At 43.9% G+C, this 17,113-nt stretch carries 15 protein-coding genes, 1 rRNA gene and 1 pseudogene; 12 read left to right on the top strand and 5 right to left on the bottom strand.

The genetic code is table 11. From position 1 onward, the window contains the following. Positions 1-260: 260 nt before the first annotated feature. The 3 genes from BMZ78_RS08425 (at position 261) to BMZ78_RS08435 (ending at position 4,139) form a co-directional block, all read left to right on the top strand. Entirely contained in the window at positions 261-833 is a 573-nt protein-coding gene (locus BMZ78_RS08425) for a TetR/AcrR family transcriptional regulator (RefSeq protein ID WP_093229524.1), read from the top strand. A 115-nt stretch (positions 834-948) separates the two neighbouring features. After that, positions 949-1,929 (top strand): NADPH:quinone oxidoreductase family protein, encoded by a 981-nt coding sequence (locus BMZ78_RS08430; protein ID WP_093229525.1) that lies wholly within the window; start codon positions 949-951, stop codon positions 1,927-1,929. 611 nt (positions 1,930-2,540) lie between these two features. Continuing rightward, positions 2,541-4,139: a thiamine pyrophosphate-binding protein gene (locus BMZ78_RS08435; protein ID WP_093229527.1), complete on the top strand. Its 1,599-nt coding sequence runs from the start codon at positions 2,541-2,543 to the stop codon at positions 4,137-4,139. A 315-nt stretch (positions 4,140-4,454) separates the two neighbouring features. Here BMZ78_RS08435 and BMZ78_RS08440 read toward each other — a convergent pair whose 3' ends face one another. After that, positions 4,455-4,730 carry a hypothetical protein gene (locus tag BMZ78_RS08440; RefSeq protein WP_245739789.1) on the bottom strand — a complete coding sequence of 92 codons (276 nt, stop codon included), beginning with the start codon at positions 4,728-4,730 and terminating at the stop codon, positions 4,455-4,457. 162 nt (positions 4,731-4,892) lie between these two features. Between BMZ78_RS08440 and BMZ78_RS08445 the strand changes: the two are divergent. Further along, positions 4,893-5,192 (top strand): annotated as a pseudogene (locus tag BMZ78_RS08445) (ferritin family protein); the annotation flags it as partial. A gap of 214 nt (positions 5,193-5,406) precedes the next feature. Here the strand turns inward: BMZ78_RS08445 and BMZ78_RS08450 are convergent. After that, the gene (locus tag BMZ78_RS08450; protein ID WP_093229530.1) at positions 5,407-6,279 is read right to left on the bottom strand and encodes a GNAT family N-acetyltransferase; all 873 of its coding nucleotides are present in this window, start codon (positions 6,277-6,279) and stop codon (positions 5,407-5,409) included. Positions 6,280-6,557: 278 nt separating this feature from the next. Here BMZ78_RS08450 and BMZ78_RS08455 point away from each other — a divergent pair, with 278 nt between their 5' ends. The 6 genes from BMZ78_RS08455 to bioC all read left to right on the top strand — a co-directional run bounded on the left by BMZ78_RS08455 (position 6,558) and on the right by bioC (position 12,670). Next, the gene (locus BMZ78_RS08455) at positions 6,558-7,586 is read left to right on the top strand and encodes a dipeptidase (RefSeq protein WP_245739790.1); all 1,029 of its coding nucleotides are present in this window, start codon (positions 6,558-6,560) and stop codon (positions 7,584-7,586) included. 307 nt (positions 7,587-7,893) lie between these two features. Further along, complete coding sequence (gene bioA, locus BMZ78_RS08460; protein ID WP_093229533.1) at positions 7,894-9,243, top strand: adenosylmethionine--8-amino-7-oxononanoate transaminase; 1,350 nt, start codon at positions 7,894-7,896, stop codon at positions 9,241-9,243. After that, positions 9,240-9,956 (top strand): dethiobiotin synthase, encoded by a 717-nt coding sequence (gene bioD / locus BMZ78_RS08465; protein WP_093229534.1) that lies wholly within the window; start codon positions 9,240-9,242, stop codon positions 9,954-9,956. The genes bioA and bioD overlap by 4 nt, the downstream gene beginning before the upstream one ends. Beyond that, positions 9,957-11,141 carry an 8-amino-7-oxononanoate synthase gene (gene bioF, locus BMZ78_RS08470; RefSeq protein ID WP_093229535.1) on the top strand — a complete coding sequence of 395 codons (1,185 nt, stop codon included), beginning with the start codon at positions 9,957-9,959 and terminating at the stop codon, positions 11,139-11,141. Position 11,142: 1 nt separating this feature from the next. Then, entirely contained in the window at positions 11,143-11,901 is a 759-nt protein-coding gene (locus tag BMZ78_RS08475; RefSeq protein WP_093229552.1) for an alpha/beta fold hydrolase, read from the top strand. Beyond that, on the top strand, positions 11,861-12,670 hold the full coding sequence (gene bioC / locus BMZ78_RS08480; RefSeq protein WP_093229537.1) for a malonyl-ACP O-methyltransferase BioC: 810 nt from the start codon (positions 11,861-11,863) through the stop codon (positions 12,668-12,670). Before BMZ78_RS08475 ends, bioC begins: the two co-directional genes overlap by 41 nt. A gap of 281 nt (positions 12,671-12,951) precedes the next feature. On the opposite strand, the gene thrB is transcribed toward bioC, so the two are convergent. From thrB to BMZ78_RS08495, 3 genes are read right to left on the bottom strand one after another with little or no spacing between them, the layout of a single operon-like run. Further along, positions 12,952-13,893: a homoserine kinase gene (gene thrB, locus BMZ78_RS08485; protein ID WP_093229538.1), complete on the bottom strand. Its 942-nt coding sequence runs from the start codon at positions 13,891-13,893 to the stop codon at positions 12,952-12,954. A gap of 16 nt (positions 13,894-13,909) precedes the next feature. Next, a complete protein-coding gene (gene thrC / locus BMZ78_RS08490) occupies positions 13,910-14,989 on the bottom strand; it encodes a threonine synthase (RefSeq protein WP_093229539.1) in 1,080 nt (359 codons plus the stop codon). Next, a complete protein-coding gene (locus BMZ78_RS08495; RefSeq protein WP_093229541.1) occupies positions 14,977-16,290 on the bottom strand; it encodes a homoserine dehydrogenase in 1,314 nt (437 codons plus the stop codon). The genes thrC and BMZ78_RS08495 overlap by 13 nt, the downstream gene beginning before the upstream one ends. Before the next feature lie 212 nt (positions 16,291-16,502). Here BMZ78_RS08495 and BMZ78_RS18760 point away from each other — a divergent pair, with 212 nt between their 5' ends. Both BMZ78_RS18760 and BMZ78_RS08500 read left to right on the top strand, forming a co-directional pair. Then, positions 16,503-16,673, top strand: coding sequence for a hypothetical protein (locus BMZ78_RS18760; RefSeq protein WP_175482369.1), 171 nt, complete (start codon positions 16,503-16,505; stop codon positions 16,671-16,673). Positions 16,674-17,019: 346 nt separating this feature from the next. Next, positions 17,020-17,113 (top strand): 16S ribosomal RNA (locus BMZ78_RS08500); the annotation flags it as partial.

Consider the following 17,113-nt stretch of genomic DNA (forward strand, 5'->3'; position numbering starts at 1 on the left):
GGCCCGCTCGTTGCAGACACAATTCGCTCTTTCTGTTAAAGAAGCCTGTTGTTGATGATGGGATCTTCACAAATTATAATTGTTTTAATAATTGAGCATGTTGCATAAATGAATAGAAAACTTGCTAGGGGAGCGCTGAGCGACTTTAGACCTGCTGTGGCGTTGCGGAAGCGGTTTAATCGCGAACCGACGGAGAATTGTGCAACAATCTCAATTTTTTATACAATCATCTCAGTTGCCAGTAAGAAAGGGGCCAAATTATGAAGCAGAAAATTGTGGAAGAGAGCATTAAATTATTTGAAATAAAAGGATTTAGTGAAACGTCGATTCAAGATATTGTAGATGCACTAGGTGTAACGAAAGGAACTTTTTACTATTACTTTGATTCCAAAGAACAATTGTTAATGGATATTCAATTAATGTATATTGATGAACTCTTGATAAAACAGCAACAAATTCTGGCTGATCCAAGTAAAGACTGTAAAACGAAAGTATTTGAAAATGTTCAGTTATTAATAAAACAAATAAAGACACATGGCCGTAAGGCAAAGATTTTCTTTCGCGAATTGATTAACCTTAATCAAGATCATTACGTGATCATCAAAAATAAGAGAAGTCAATTCCGGTTGAATTTACAAAAAATAATCGAAATGGGAATAGAAAGGGGAGAATTTCGAGCCGATTTAAGGGCTGATCTTGTGACATTTGCGATTCTGGGAATGTGCAATTGGAGCTACAATTGGTTTAATCCTGACGGTCCTGTGTCAGAAGATGAACTCATTCAAACATATCTTGAGATACTGTTGAATGGGATAAATGACAAAATGTTATAGAATCCATATACTAACTGGTTGGTATGTAGTTATGGTTAATAATGCAAGCGAATGCCAACTGGGATATGACCAAAAAGTGATCTTAATAGAATTACAGGTAGAGGAGGAAAGAGATATGCGTGCTTGGGTGGTTAAAGAACTGGGTGATCCTGGTGAAGTCCTGCATCTGGAGGAGTTGCCGAAACCACAGCCGGGTTCAGGAGAAGTATTAATTAAGGTAGAAGCAGTTGCTTTAAATTTTTTTGATATTTTGTTGTGTCAGGGAAAATATCAAGAAAAGCCATCGTTGCCCTTTACTCCCGGAGCAGAAATTTCCGGAACCATTACGTCGGTTGGTGAAGGTGTTTCCCTCAAAGTGGGCCAACGGGTACTTGCTACGCCGCGATTGCCGTCTGGAGGTCTCGCAGAATGGGTCTCGGTTCCCGAGGATTACGTCTATCCGATTCCAGATTCGTTATCCTGGAATGAGGCTGCATCGATGTTTATCACCTACCAGACCGCTTACTATGCTCTGCATCGATGCGCTAGAATACAGCCTGGAGAAGTGTTGCTGGTGCATGCCGGATCTGGAGGAGTGGGTTCTGCGGCCATACAATTAGGGTGCGCAGCGGGGGCGCGTGTTATTGCTACTGCAGGAGGCGCGGAAAAAGTCCAGATTTGCAAAGATCTGGGTGCTGAGGTGGCAATTGATTATCTGGCGGAGGATTTTGCAGACATTGTTAAGAAAGTTACGAAAGGTCGTGGGGCAAATGTGATTTTTGACCCGGTTGGCGGAGATACGTTCGATCGATCTCGAAAATGCATTGCATTTGAAGGACGTTTGCTCGTCATAGGCTTCGCCGGAGGCCGCATCGCAAATGCACCTACTAACCATGCTTTGGTTAAGAATTATTCTGTGGTCGGAGTACATTGGGGATTGTTCCGCAGACTTATGCCGGAACGTGTTGTAGAAGCACATAATCACCTTATGACATTATACGAACAGGGTGCGATCCGCCCCCTTCTATATAGGGAGTTTCCGTTTGAAGAGTTACCGAAAGCGTTGAATCTTTTGGCCAATCGAAAAACATGGGGAAAACTCATTGTAAAGCCATAGCGAGACAGGGGTTAAAGGAATAAGAAGTTATGAAAGCAATTGAAATGAAATCCTGAATTTAATCTTACCCGCCAGAAGTCTTCCAATTTTTAAGTGGGGAACGAATGGCGGATTTTTTTATGTTCAGGGGATGGTCATCACCAGAAGGATGAAAATAAATAGCTGACGATTTTTTCCTACGACTGGCGAATCTTAATCATGTCGTTAATCGGAAATCAACTGCAAAAGAGAACCGTTCCTTTACCTGTATGGGCCCCTTCTGACCGAAAAGCTGGCATTCAAATGCAGACTTCGTTATTGGGAAGAATAAGATTCCTAAACATTGGTAATGACACATCAAAAAGCCCTGTACTAAATATGTTCAGGGCTTTTTGATGTTTTCTAAACGTGGCAACGTAGTTGGGGAATCAGCATAAACCAACACCTTACATAGCCATAATAATTTCGATAAGAAAAACGGCAAAAAACCAAGAAGAGAAAAAACGCCATATTTTCCAGTGAAATACAAAAAATATGTCAATAACTGAAGAGCGGAGGGCTGAAGTAATAATGGCAACCATGTTGACTGTTGAAACTAAACCGATAGTTCCGGTTGGTCAGAAGAAAAGCGGATGGTGGCAGACCTGGTGATCAAGCAATTAGAGGCTTGGGGTGTTGACACGATCTTTGGCATGCCTGGTGTGTTCAACATTCCTCTCTTACAAGCAATAGAGAAAAGCAAGATCCGTTTTTATCTTGTACGCCACGAAGAAGGTGCAGCATTCATGGCATCGGCTTATGCCAAAGCATCCAATCGGTTAGGGGTTTGTCTGGCCTCCGGAGGTCCGGGAGCTGCTCATCTTGTGAACGGATTGTACGATGCCTACAAAGACGGCGTGCCTGTTTTGGCCATTACCGGTCTAGTTCCTGGAAAATATAGAGGAACGGAGCATCAACAAGAGTTTACACCAGGTTTGCTTTATGAAGACATGACTGTATACAATACCACACTGGGAGTCCCAGAAGCGACGACCAAAATCGTAAAGGAAGCAATGAGAAAAGCATTGGCTCGAAAAAAAGTGTCGCATATTGGGATTCCAAGTGATCTGTTAACCATGCCGACCACGGGGACAATTTATCCTTTCGAACCGTTTCTCGGAACACTCGCACAATCACCTTCTTATATTATCGAACATGGAATCGAAATGTTGAGAAGCGCTCAAAAACCTGTCTTCTTGATTGGAAGGGGAGCAATGGGGGCAGAAGACCTTGTCAGGCAATTGGCAGAAAAGATCGATGCAGGTGTGATTACCAGTTTGCCAGCAAAGGGGCTGTTCCCGGAAGATCATCCTCTGGGATTAGGTGTCATAGGCGGTGCGGGAACAGATACGTCCAAGGAAATTGCCGCTCGTTCTGATCTTTTGTTTGTGATCGGTTCAACGTGGTGGCCTGAACCACTATACCGTTTGGCTCAAAATTACCGGATCATGCAACTGGATGTTTTACCCGAAAACATCGGGAAGCACTATCATGCCGATCTTGGAATTGCAGGCGATACCAAGACAGTCCTCTCAACCATGATTCAGTCGATTGATGAGAATAAAAAACCAGACTGGGTAAACGAAATAAAGAAATCTAAAGAAACTTGGAACCGTCGGGTTGAAACTGTATTAAACGAAGCCATTCCAATGGAACCTGCCAAAGTAATGAGAGAACTGGAAAGTATTTTGCCAGACAATGCGATATTGGCAGTAGATACAGGAGACCATACGTATTGGTGGGGCGAGGTTTTTCGCGGTAAACAACAGCAAGTTCTTTTGTCGTGGCTATGGCGCAGTGTTGGCTTTGGACTGCCTGCTGCGATCGGTGCAAAAGTGGCTCAACCGAGCCGTCCTGTTTTCGCCATCGTTGGAGACGCCGGATTTTCCATGTTGATGGCAGAATTTAGTACAGCGGTGTCCTATAACTTACCAATTACAGTTATCGTCTTGGACAACTTAGGACTGGGCAAGGAACTAAATGAGGAGCGGATCAAGTTTGGATTTATTCATGGCGTATCTTATTCCAGCATCGACTTTGCCAGATTTGCCGAATGCTGTGGTGGTATGGGGTATAGGGTAAATAGTGTTGAGGAATTACGTGAAGTGATGTTACATGCGAAAAATAGCACACAACCTACGCTTATACATGTTAGTATCAAATCTACTCCACTTTTGCAACCATTGCCGTGACCAAAGGGAGTACCTAATGGAAGATGCAGCAACCTCTCTATTAACAAGCTATAGTCGATTGCGGAGAAATGGCTGTCCAAGGCTCAGATCTAACAAGAGGTCATTCATTCAAGTGTTAATGATTAGCACCCTTCTAACTAACAAAAACCAGCCTAATCTGTAATTTAGGCTGGCTCGATTTACCAAGATGGAAAGATAATTATAAGAATATGGAAAGTTTTTGTCTTACCAGTCAAGAAACTAATCACTATTAAACAAAAAATTTAACCGACGATGTCAATCAAGCTACACATTATGTTCGCATAAGGATTTCATTTAGAACCTTTCGTTCACTTCCCAAGATTCTACAATTCGGTGGGCTGTCCTTGGATCATATCCCCTTCCGACCAAATAGGCAATGGCTGTTGCTTCGCGCATCGCATGTTCTACGGAGGTATATCTGGCTTCCCGTAGACCATATTGAACAATAGGTTCAACAGTGCAGAGAGTTTTCCTTTTGGATGGATACGGTCTTAATCTTCTTACAGGGTCATCATAATAAGGGCTTTCCACACCATGGTAACCATGGGGCCAATGTAACGTTTCACTCATTTTGATTCTCTCCTTTTGCTTAGTAATGGAAATTCAATACAGGATATGAGAATTATTTACATGTGATATAAGTCATTTAACCATTTTATCTAATGTGCTTGAGAGTACCATTTTGATGACAGGTACATAACGTATATTTGAAATACAGAGGAAAAGAGATAGATATTGGAAATTTATGAGGATGAGGTTCGACACTATCGGATATTTTCCAAGATTTATACAAGGCTGACTGGTCGACAGCCTAGTCCAGCTATTACGGAACCATGTCCGAAAAATTACAAAGAAGGGTTAAAAATTGCTTTTAAAGATGAACAAGAAACGGTTGATTTTTACTTGGATATTGCTGATCGTGCAAAAGATAAATATATCCAGCATATATTTCGCCGTGCAGCAGCAGATGAACAGAATCATGCTGTTTGGTTTTTATATTTTTACATGAAGATGTGCTGTAAAGATAGATAACCGAAAATAAGTGGATAGGGATTTAAAAATAACGACTAGAAAAAATAGACTAAAGGTTCCTTTTCCTGTGGAGCGAGTTTTTGATTGAGAAAAGCAGCAGAAGCAAAAATGGAAAAGGAACCCTGTAGCTAAAGGGAACTTAGCAAGTCCAAAGAGGTTAACAGTCTTTACTTTCATTTGACAACGGATGATCAAACATGTTCTGTTCAATCAATTAACCGTAAGCTTGGGCGGCTAATGCAAATAAATGAGGTCGATTGGGAAAATGATCAAAATGATATGTCATGACAGGTGGCTGGCGAACAATTTCAAATCCATTTGAAATCAGGAAATCAGATAAAGATGGATGTTCGGAAGGGATGTCGATCCGCATGGGACCTGGATGTCTGCTGGCAATATGTTGGACAAGGAGACTGGCAGCCAATGAATTTGGAGCGATAACGGGGCCGATGATCAGTAGCTCAGGAGTTTGAACGCCCAGTGCATATCCTGCCACTTCTTTTGACTGATTGAGAAGTACAGCACGAAGTGTCGCTTGTTTGATCCTTTTCTTCAGGAAAGTCCCACGATCGGCGCCAAAAGCTTGTTGATCCAGTTTTAGTATGGCTTTCATGTGTGCATCCGTCAGAGAATGGATTGTATAGTCATCAACATGAACGGTTTGCGTCCCCTTGTATTTTTGCGCTATTAGCTTATATAAGGTTCCCGCCGTTTTAAATCCAAGTTTTTCATATAAGGGTTTTCCTTCTTCGGTCGCGATCAACATGATAGGAATGCCTGATACTGTTTCCATACATTTTTGAACCAATTGTGTAGCAAGTCCTCTTCGTCTAAAATCTGGGTCGACCATGACGACTCCCAATGAGGCGAAGTTTTTTTTATATGGAAAAATGGCTGCAGTCGAAATGACCTTTCCTCGATGGTTTCGATGTCCAAATAAGAACCCTGTTTCCAGGATCAGATGGATTTCCTCAGCTGAGTAGTCCCAACCAAGCAGGGTTGATAGATTCACAATATCTTGAATATCATGACTGGTCAGTTGTTCAATCACAAGTGAATGGTTAAGGTGAATATGGTTTGAAGGCATGTTGACTCAATCCTTTGATTTGTTTTGATTATCGATTTTTTTTATTATATACCATTTCGAATTGTTGTTAGATCAAGCTTATTTTTAGTTGATTCGATATGATTGTATAAACATTCATAGGCTGGGGCTTGAAACTTGGCAGATGATGAGAGCGGAAAAGTAGCCTTATGGTATACTTTCAAACGCTTCTATTTAATAGATATAAAATGATAGTATATTAATATAACAATTATATTCAAAATAAAGCGAATTAACCTGTAAAAATAGGAGGGATCATGATGGAGCAAGTCAAGCAAATCCATCAGTGCGCTCATATTGTTGATGCGCATTTTGATTTATTGATGGATGTAGAGATTCAACGAGGATATGGACGGAAAAAAGTCATTGAAACCGATTATTTGCCAAAGTTCAGAGAAGGTGGAGTGAATACAGTTGTTGCTGCGATCTACATAGATAATCAATTTGTTCCAGAGATGAGCTTGCGAAAAGCGCTAAATCAGATTCAGGCATTGTATGCGGAGATGGATGAATCGCCTGAGGTTATTAGCTTATGTCGATCCGTGGCGGACATTCAAAAAGCAGAGGAAGAGGGGAAAATCGGGTTTATCCTTTCTTTGGAAGGGGCCGAACCACTATATCGCGATGTGAACTTGTTGCGTATTTTTTATGAACTGGGTTTGAGGAAGCTGGGATTTGTTTGGAGTCGACGCAATGATGCAGGGGATGGAAGCGATTTCATTCTTGGGAGAAAAAGAAAACAGGGAGGACTTTCGGATTTTGGTTTCGAGTTGATCGAGAAAGCGGAAGAATTGGGAATTGTGCTCGATGTCACACATTTGAATGATGAGGGTTTTTGGGATGTGATGGAAGCTGCCCGGCATCCTGTTATTGCTTCCCACTCCAATTGCCGCAGTATCTGCCCTTCACCACGCAATCTGAGCGATGATCAGATTAAGGCGATTGCCGAAAAAGGCGGTGTGATCGGGATCAATGCAGTCAGTTTCGTGGTAGCCGACACGGATGAACAAGCAAATGTTGATGGTCTTCTTGCCCACATGGATCATATCAAAAGGTTAGTAGGGATCGAGCATATGGGCCTTGGACTCGATTTGTGCGAAGATTTCATGAAGTATATCGCTCCTGAGACGTTGGCTCAGATTCCCCGTAAACCATTTGATGTCATCAAGGGGCATGGGGAGATTCCCAAGATTACAGAGGCATTGTTGAAACATGGATATAAGGAAAGTGACATTGAACAAATTCTGGGCGGGAACTGGCTGCGAGTTTATCGGGAAGTGTGGAAATGAAACCATGAGCAATATTTCAGGAAGATCCTATTGCTATCAACAGGATCTTCTGAGGCTGTCGACAAACCTGGTTTTCCTTTTCCAGTTGAACGACTTCTTGCTCGTTTTTAAGCAACGGGAGTGAAACGGAAAAGGAAAACCGGTATATAAAGAATATTTTGTCAACAAGCTGTTAAGATCCTATCGCCTTTAACAGGATCTTCTTTTTGTTTCTGTATCTTGCATAGACAGGATGAAGCATAAATGATATACTTACCTCAAATGTAAACCTTGATAAAATAATAGTTTACATTTGAGGTGACAAATGATGAATCATACATACGAACAATTATTGGAAAAAAATAAAAAATACCTTTGGAATCCGTTTACCCAAATGAAAGAATATCTACAGGACGAACCAGTCATTATAGCCAGAGGAAAAGGCGTGAAGCTCATCGATGTAAAGGGCAACGAGTACTACGATGGAAATGCATCGGTCTGGCTCAATCCACTGGGGCATAATCGTCCAGAGTTGAATCAGGCGATTGTCGAGCAGTTGAACCAAATTGCACATTCAACGTTATTGGGCGCTGCAAATATTCCGGCCATTCTGTTGGCAGAGCGTTTGGTACAGATTACCCCTGGCCGTTTGCAGAAAGTGTTTTATTCGGACAGTGGAGCAGAGGCAGTGGAAATCGGATTGAAAATGGCCTTTCTATATTGGAAACATCGGGGACGGCCTGAGAAGCAATTGTTTCTCAGCATGAAAAATGGATATCACGGCGATACTCTGGGTGCGGTCAGTGTTGGCGGGATTGATTTGTTCCATCAAGCCTTTGATCGTTTGCTGTTTCCAACTGAAAAAGTTTCATATCCGTATCCATACCGATTTGAGGGCACAGTGGAAGAATGTGTAGAAGCCTGTTTGAGTGAGTTACAGCAAAAGCTGGAAGAAAAAGCGGATCATATCGCGGGTTTGATCGTGGAACCGATGGTGCAGGGAGCCGGCGGTATGATTATGATGCCGAGTGGATTTCTATCTGAGGTAGAAAAACTTTGCCGCCAGTATGATGTTCTGTTATTGGTGGATGAGGTAGCCACAGGCTTTGGGCGAACGGGCAAGATGTTTGCTTCTGAGCATGAGGGGATAGAACCGGACATTATGATGGTGGGCAAAAAATTGACCGGTGGCTATTTACCTGTTGCAGCAACGTTGACATCCGATGAAATTTACGATGCGTTTTATGGAGATTTTCAGGAAGCGAAGACCTTTTATCATGGGCATTCGTATACAGGAAACCAATTGGGTTGTGCGGTGGCTTTAGCCAATCTGGATCTTTATGAAAAGGAAAATGTCATTTCTCATGTACAGGAAATGAGTAAAGTAGTTGAGCGAGCATTCAGACGATTTGATGAGTTAGCCCATGTGGGGGAAGTCAGACAGCTTGGGCTCATGATTGGGATTGAACTTGTGAAGGAGAAACAGAGCAAAGAGCCTTATCCCTGGGAAGAAGCGATGGGAGTCAAAGTCTGCCGCAAAGCACGTGATCTGGGAATGTTAACACGGCCACTCGGAGATGTGGTTACATTCATGCCGCCACTGGTATCAACGGAAAGCGAACTGAAGGAAATGGTCGATATTTTGTATCGGGCCATTGCGGAGGTGACGGAAGGATGAGTCGAGGCAAGGGATTGTTCATTACCGCAACAGATACGGGTGTAGGGAAAACAGTGGTTACTGCCGGGCTCGCGTTGGCTTTGCAGGAAAAAGGTTATAAAGTGGCGGTCATGAAGCCTGTGCAAAGCGGGAATCTGCGGGAAGATCCAGCTGGCGATGGCATGTGTCTGAAACAATGGACCCGTTCTTCTGAGCCGATTGAGCGAATTGTTCTGTACCACTTTACGCTGCCAGTCGCTCCAGGTGTAGCCGCTGAAAAAGAGGGACAAGTCATTGAACTGGAGCAGATATTACGGTCTTACCAGGACTTGGCTGCCCAATATGATATCGTGCTGGTTGAAGGAGCCGGCGGTTTGTTGGTGCCGCTGGGAAGAAATTGGACTGTTGCCGATTTGGCCAAAGCGATGGAGCTTCCACTCTTGATTGTGGCCCGACCGAATTTGGGAACGGTGAACCATACGGCGTTAACGGCTTTATGGGCAAAGCAAAAAGGCCTTCACCCTGTGGGGGTAGTGATTAACGGATGGTCTGAGGAGCTTTTGGCAGAAGATCCAAGTGTTGCAGAGAATCCGCAATGGATGGAGCAATTGGCTGGCATTCCTGTCCTTGGAAAAATGCCATGGTTATCTGAATTGACAACAGAAACGATTCGAGAGGCCAGTCAACGATCCATCGACCTTCAGCCGCTTGTTCAGATTTGGGAGGCTATCTGAATGACGAAGTATTGGAATGAGATGATTCAACATCGTTTACAGTCGTTCGCTGAGGCTGGTTTAAAACGCGAGTTGCGACCGGTCAGGCAGGTCTGCCAGCCTGTGCTGGTGTACCAGGGAAAACAGCTGTTAAACTTCTCTTCCAATAATTATCTGGGTTTGGCTGGTCATCCTGAGATCATTGCTGCTGAAAAAGAAGCGGCAGAACGGGGAGCAGGTGGAGTCGCTTCCCGACTGATTATTGGTCATGATGAAGCAATCGAAGAGCTGGAGTATGAGCTGGCCCGTTTTCAAGACAAGGAAGCTGCATTGGTGTTTGCCAATGGCTATATGGCAAACGTAGGGATTTTATCTGCTTTTCTGGGGCGGCATGATGCGGTGTTTAGTGATCGGTTGAATCATGCCAGTATAGTCGATGGGATTCGGCTAAGTGGGGCCGTTCATTACCGATATCATCACGGGGATTTGAATCATTTGGAACTGCAGCTAAAAAAAGCAGAGCAGAAAGGGATTAAACGAAGGCTAATCGTAACAGATAGCGTTTTTAGCATGGATGGCGATGTGGCTCCCTTAAAGGAAATCATTTTTCTCAAAGAAAAATATGGTGCCGCTTTGATGATTGACGAAGCGCATGCGGGCGGTGTGTTTGGTGAAGAGGGACAAGGCATGGCACATCAGCTGGGGATACATGGGCAGGTTGATCTTCATATGGGAACGTTCAGTAAAGCGTTTGGAGTTTACGGCGCTTATATAGCTGGAAAGAAAGAATGGATTCAGTATTTGGTTCATACTTGTCGAAGCTTGATCTATACAACGGCCTTGCCTCCAACGGTTGTTGGCGGAATTCGCAAAGCACTGAAATTGGTGCAAAATGGAAACGAATTGCGCCAGATGCTCGCTGAAAAAAGCCAATATGTGCGGAGGGAGCTTCGAGAGGCCGGATTGGATATTGGTTCTTCCTCGACCCAAATCATTCCGATTGTTTTGGGAGATGAACGTACAACACTTGCTTTCAGCGAAAAGTTGTTGGCGTGTGGCATCCTGTCTGTTGCCATACGCCCTCCAACTGTACCGAAGGGATCCGCCCGGATCCGTCTGTCCATCATGGCGAACCATGAGTGGGACGATTTACGCAAAGCTGTCCATGTTATCAAAGAGATCGCCAAAGAGTTGGAAGTGATTTGAAATGACCGAGTCGATTACCTTTTTGTGGTTTTCAGGATGGTCGGTCCCTGCGGCTGTGTGGCAAGAAATAATACAACCGTTTCCGGATTTCAGGCATGCTCTGATTGATTTCAATGATTGTCCCGATGTGGAAGCGATCCGTGAAAAAGGAAAACAGGCATGGGAGAACATCACATCGTCTTCAGCGATCATCGTTGGTTGGTCACTCGGATCATTGGTGGCATTAGAGCTTGCTGCCATGGATCAGAAGAAAATCCAGGCGATGTTTTTGGTGGGAAGTACAGTACAATTTGTGCGATCATCCGTGTTTTCCCATGGATGTGATCCTCGCCAACTGGAATGGATGAAACGACAGTTGGTGAAAAAACCGGAGCAAGTTCTTTCGGCATTTGATGGCCAGATGTTTTCAGTCTCTGAACGGGAAGCAGGGTTTTTGGAGAATTGGTCACGATGGAGAGGAAGTGAAATTCCAGCAGTGGATGCTCTTAAAGCGGGGTTGGATTATTTAAAACAGTTTCAGATGGATCATTTGTTTCATGACATCGATGTTCCCGTGTTTTTGTTGACAGGAGCGGAAGATGATATTTGTCCGTTGAAGGGGGCCCAGGTTTTAGCCGAAAAATTGCCTCGAGCCGAGCTTACAGTTTGGGAACAGGTAGGGCATGTTCCATTTTGGACAAGACCAAGTGCGTTTACCGATTGGATAAAGGGGCGATTGGATGTCGTTACTATTAAAGAAAAAGATTGCCAAACAATTTAATCAAGCTGTGGCGACATATGATCGACATGCTCTTGTCCAACGAAAGATGGCGGAGCAATTAGTCAAACTGCTTCCAAGATCGGAAGAAAAGCTGAGAATATTGGAGATTGGTTGCGGAACAGGGATTTTTACTCACTTGTTGGTTCAGGCATTTTCAAATTCAACCATTGTTGCAGTAGATATTGCTGAGGAGATGGTTAACAAAGCGCGCAGTCTGTTGAATCAGGCCAAAAATATTCAATTTGTGGTAGGAGATATTGAGGCCCTGGATTTATCAAAGTTTGCTCCATTTGATTTCATCGTTTCCAATGCTACCATCCAGTGGTTTCAAGACAAACCAAAAACCATACAAAAACTGTCCAGGGTATTATCGCCAAATGGATGGATGATCACTTCTACCTTTGGCCCGCAGACATTTCGTGAATTGTCTGATGTGTTTCGACGTAAGGAAGAAGAACTGGGTTTTCCGTCAACCTTACATCATTTGCCGTTGTTGGCTTTGGATGACTGGAAACAGATCTGGAAACAGGCAGGGCTGGAGAATGTCGATGGCATTGAACAGTTTCATCGTTTGGAATATCCCGACTGCTATACATTTTTAAAAGCGGTGAAGGCAGTCGGAGCCAGCTATAGTGAAAACCGGCTTCGATTGAGTCAAAGCAGAAAGTTGCTTGGCCAAGTGATGAGAATGTATGATCAAATCTATCAAGTAGCCAATGGAGTATATGCGACTTATCATATCTTGTATGTGACGGGGCAGAAGGAATAGATCTGTCTGATTTCAGGGTATTGAATGCTGGGGCTCCTTTTCCGTTTCTCAACTGGAAAAGGAGCCCCTTTGATTGTCACAGGCTCTCATGTGGCTGATCAACACGATAAGAGGGATGAAAAAGGTGTTCTGTTTCCTGTAAAAAGCGGAGGGATGGGTTCCTGACGGAGTGACTGTGATGGTACAGAAGTCGTCACGGAGAAAGGAACCCATCCCGAAGCACGGGAGAATCGTATCCATATTTTCTGGATAGACTCGCCATCCTTAACAGATTGATCGGTTCAGTCGATCGCAGATAGCAAAGATGTATCGATTTGAACACCTGACGAGTCTGGGAGCAGGGACATGCTTCGATAGGTAATTTCACGTTTGGCCATCACATCTGCAATAAAGGAAGAGAGTTGCTGTTTTTCCTGCTCTGTTTGATAAAAGCATAAAATGGTCGGACCTGCTCCGCTAAGAGCGACACCCAATGCGCCATGGTCTGGGGCAGCTTCAAGGATTTCGTCAAGACCTGGAACCAGTCCGGCACGATAAGGTTGGTGAATGCGATCACGCATCGCTTTTTTGAGGAGATCAAAACGCCCTTGGGCAAGGGCAGCTACGAGTAGGCTGCTTCGCCCGATATTGTAGATCACATCCGATTTTGGATAGTTTTTGGGTAAAACCGAGCGAGCTTTTGCTGTAGCCAGCTGAAAATCTGGAATGGTGACGAGTACCTGTAATGGTGGAGCCGGCAGTCTGAGATAGGGAACGGGTTCATCTGGATGTTCGGGCATGGCCGCAACCACGATTCCGCCAAAGAGAGAAGCCCCTACATTATCTGGATGACCTTCCCAATGGGTTGCCAAGGCAAACAGTTGATCCGTGGTAAACGGTTCGCCAGCCAGCTGGTTGGCGGCAACCAATGCTCCCACGATGGCTGCTGCACTACTTCCGAGTCCCCGTGTGAGAGGGATGTCCGAGCTGACTTCAATGGTCAGTTCTGGCTGGGGTAAACCAGCCCGAGTGAAGAGATCAGCTGCCACACGATAAAGCAAGTTGCTTTTATCATGAGGAAGTCCTTGTAATTCCTGACCGGAGAGGGAAATTTGGGTAGTCTCCGCCAGCTGCATGGAAATCGTTGTGTATAGTTGAAAAGCCATACCCATCGTATCAAATCCCGGGCCCAGGTTTGCCGTACTCGCTGGAACTTTGACTTGAACAGAAAGGGAGTGATTCATGTTGTTCACTTCCTTTTTATTTTTTGATGAGGGAGAGCACAGCATCATAAGTAGCCGGGATGGTCTGGGATTCAAAGGACATTGTGTTGATGACAATATCAGGGTCTTTGAGTCCATTTCCGGTCAGAACACATACGATGGTGGTTTCGTCCTGGATCTGGTTGGCTTGACGCAGTTTGATAACCCCAGCCAGTGAGGCGGCAGATGCCGGTTCACAAAAGATTCCTTCGGACTGGGCGAGTAATTTTTGTGCAGCTAGAATTTCTTCATCCGTTACACTCTCAATGAGACCGTATGATTCCTTGATGGCATTGAGAGCTCCTTCTTTGCTGGCAGGGTTGCCAATTCGGATCGCAGTGGCTACTGTTTCAGGTTGAAGAACAGGCTCGCCATGAACCAAAGGAGCGGCTCCAGCAGCTTGGAATCCGTACATTCGTGGAAGTTGCCCGATTTTGTCTATCGCTTTGTACTCTTTGAATCCTTTCCAATAAGCAGTGATGTTTCCGGCGTTTCCCACTGGGATTGCCAAAATGTCAGGGGCTTTGCCCAAGGTATCGCAAATTTCAAACGAAGAAGTTTTTTGCCCTTCGATCCGATAAGGATTGACTGAGTTGACCAGGGTAATGGGTTCATGGGCCGTAATGTCACGGGCGATGGAGAGCGCTTGGTCAAAATTTCCGTCAATCGAAACGATTTTGGCTCCATACGCAATCGCTTGCGCCAGTTTTCCTAAGGCAATTTTTCCGCTTGGAATCAAAACGATACAATCCAACCCGGCACGTGCTGCATAAGCAGCGGCGGAAGCGGAGGTGTTTCCTGTGGAAGCACACATGATGGTGGTGTTTCCCTCTTCCACCGCTTTTGCAACGGCCATGACCATCCCTCTGTCTTTAAAGGATCCGGTTGGATTCAATCCTTCATATTTAAAGTAAAGTTGAAGTCCAAGCTGCTTTGACAGGTTTTCTGCATAAATGAGCGGAGTGTTCCCTTCATGTAAGGTAAGTAAAGGGGTTTTATCTGTTACGGGTAAGTATTCTCGATAACGTGCGATGATTCCCATACGATCTGTTGAGCTGGTTTCTGCTAGGCGAGCCATTCTGCTTCTCCTCCTTCGACACGGTAACAGCTTTTGATTTCAGAGACAATGGCCATGTTTTCCATTTGACTGAGCGCTTGATTCAAGCTGCTTTTTGCTGCACGGTGTGTGATAATGATGATTTCGGCCTGTTTTTCTTTTGGATGAGGCTGTTGAACAATGGTAGCCAGTGATATGTTTTGCTCAGCCAATGCTTGCGAAATTTGCGTAAATACTCCAGGCTGATCTGAGACAATCATCCGCAGGAAGTATTTGGCGTATTTATGATCATCCGCCTTTAACTTTTTCTCTTTATAAGAGGAAGAAATTCCTTGGCCATTCACCAACAGTTTCATGTTTTTTACAACTGTGACAAGGTCGGATACCACCGAAGTGGCTGTAGGTAGCTCGCCTGCACCTGGACCATAGAACATGGTTTCACCAACGGCTTCTCCATGCACATAAATCGCGTTGAACACTCCATGGACTGAAGCAAGGGGATGGGATTTGTGAACCAGAGTCGGTTCGACACTTACTTCGATTCCTTTTCCGTTTTGCTCAGCAAGGCCAAGTAGCTTCATTTCATACCCGAGTTTCTTGGCATAAGCGATATCCTCTTTGGTCACCTGGCTAATCCCTTTTACTTCCACCTCATCCAACTTCATCGGAATATGGAACCCGAGTGTAGATAAAATCACCATCTTACGTGCAGCATCCAATCCTTCCACATCCGATGTCGGATCCGCCTCGGCATATCCAAGTGCCTGAGCTTCTTGCAATGCTTCCTGATAATCTGCTCCTTCCTGGCTCATTTTGCTCAAAATATAGTTGGTGGTTCCATTGATAATTCCCATGATTTTGGTAATTCGATCGGAAGAAAAACTTTCAATCAGTGCTCTCAGGATCGGAATGCCGCCTGCCACACTGGCTTCGTAAAATACATCACATTGTTTTTCTTTGGCTTTACTTAGAATCTCTTCTCCATGTAATGCCATTAAATCTTTATTGGCAGTAACGACATGTTTTCCCTGTTCCAGGGCAGTTAAAATGTATTCTTTGGCTGGATGAATACCACCCATCACTTCAATCACGACATCTATGTCAGGAGAATACAAAATCTCATAGGCATTCGTTGTCAGTAAATCAGAGGGTACCTGTAAACTCCGCTTTTTGTTCAGATTTTGTACCAGGATTTTTTCGACTTGGATCGATAAACCTGTCTGTTTGACCAGATCTTCCTGATGGCCCTGAATAATCCGTACAACACCTGTTCCAACCGTTCCAAAACCCATCAAGCCTACTTTTACTGTCTCATTATTCATGGATGCCTACTCCTATCACACAAATTGTTTTTGTTGAAAATACATATGTTCATCTATAGTGGACAGTATAGCGGAAGTTTAGAAAGTTGGCAATACCCTAATTGAAAGAATTGTAGAATTCTGTTGAATAAGAAGGGAGCGGAAAAGAATGAATATTTGTGATATAATAGGCAGAACCATGTGATTTTTGATAAAAAGCGAGGGAAGTATATATGAAAAGAAAAATCCGATTTGGAATTATTCGTGCAAAAGATGATCCAGAGATGGAAGAAGTAAGCCAGGTACTTAAACAGGTTGAGGGCTTGGTCAAAAATATTGGCGAGCAAATCCAGAATGTTTTTCATACGCCCAAACAGGATGAAGAAAATCAACACAAAAAATAGTCAGATATTAAGTCCTTATTCAGCTTTTTGATAAAGTGCCCATTGTATGCCGGTTTACCTTTTCCATTTCACTCCCGCTCTATAAAAACAAGCAAGAAGTCGTTTAACTGGAGAAGGAAAACCGGGTTTCTCAACAGCCTCGTATTTAGTCCCAATTATTTTATATCGGATATCTACCTTCAACTTTGGAAAATTATTCTTTGCAAAAAGTCGTTGACTTATTCATTTTAGGGTGGTATTATTTCAATTGTCGCTGCGAAATGCGGTGAAATAAATAAAGGCAAGTGTTCCTTGAAAACTGAAGAGTGAAGCATGACCTCGTTGATTCGATAGAGCAATCAAACTTTTTTTGGAGAGTTTGATCCTGGCTCAGGATGAACGCTGGCGGCGTGCCTAATACATGCAAGTCGAGCGGGGTTATTTCCTTCGGGAAATAACCT

It is taken from the genome of Thermoflavimicrobium dichotomicum (assembly GCF_900114055.1).
GTDB classification, from domain to species: Bacteria; Bacillota; Bacilli; order Thermoactinomycetales; family Thermoactinomycetaceae; genus Thermoflavimicrobium; species Thermoflavimicrobium dichotomicum.

Excerpts from the sequence above, each read along its gene's own strand:
- BMZ78_RS08425 (WP_093229524.1), top strand. The coding sequence starts at position 261 with ATGAAGCAGAAAATTGTGGAAGAGAGCATTAAATTATTTGAAATAAAA.
- BMZ78_RS08430 (WP_093229525.1), top strand. The coding sequence starts at position 949 with ATGCGTGCTTGGGTGGTTAAAGAACTGGGTGATCCTGGTGAAGTCCTG.
- BMZ78_RS08435 (WP_093229527.1), top strand. The coding sequence starts at position 2,541 with ATGGTGGCAGACCTGGTGATCAAGCAATTAGAGGCTTGGGGTGTTGAC.
- BMZ78_RS08440 (WP_245739789.1), bottom strand. The coding sequence starts at position 4,730 with ATGAGTGAAACGTTACATTGGCCCCATGGTTACCATGGTGTGGAAAGC.
- BMZ78_RS08450 (WP_093229530.1), bottom strand. The coding sequence starts at position 6,279 with ATGCCTTCAAACCATATTCACCTTAACCATTCACTTGTGATTGAACAA.
- BMZ78_RS08455 (WP_245739790.1), top strand. The coding sequence starts at position 6,558 with ATGGAGCAAGTCAAGCAAATCCATCAGTGCGCTCATATTGTTGATGCG.
- bioA (WP_093229533.1), top strand. The coding sequence starts at position 7,894 with ATGAATCATACATACGAACAATTATTGGAAAAAAATAAAAAATACCTT.
- bioD (WP_093229534.1), top strand. The coding sequence starts at position 9,240 with ATGAGTCGAGGCAAGGGATTGTTCATTACCGCAACAGATACGGGTGTA.
- bioF (WP_093229535.1), top strand. The coding sequence starts at position 9,957 with ATGACGAAGTATTGGAATGAGATGATTCAACATCGTTTACAGTCGTTC.
- BMZ78_RS08475 (WP_093229552.1), top strand. The coding sequence starts at position 11,143 with ATGACCGAGTCGATTACCTTTTTGTGGTTTTCAGGATGGTCGGTCCCT.
- bioC (WP_093229537.1), top strand. The coding sequence starts at position 11,861 with ATGTCGTTACTATTAAAGAAAAAGATTGCCAAACAATTTAATCAAGCT.
- thrB (WP_093229538.1), bottom strand. The coding sequence starts at position 13,893 with ATGAATCACTCCCTTTCTGTTCAAGTCAAAGTTCCAGCGAGTACGGCA.
- thrC (WP_093229539.1), bottom strand. The coding sequence starts at position 14,989 with ATGGCTCGCCTAGCAGAAACCAGCTCAACAGATCGTATGGGAATCATC.
- BMZ78_RS08495 (WP_093229541.1), bottom strand. The coding sequence starts at position 16,290 with ATGAATAATGAGACAGTAAAAGTAGGCTTGATGGGTTTTGGAACGGTT.
- BMZ78_RS18760 (WP_175482369.1), top strand. The coding sequence starts at position 16,503 with ATGAAAAGAAAAATCCGATTTGGAATTATTCGTGCAAAAGATGATCCA.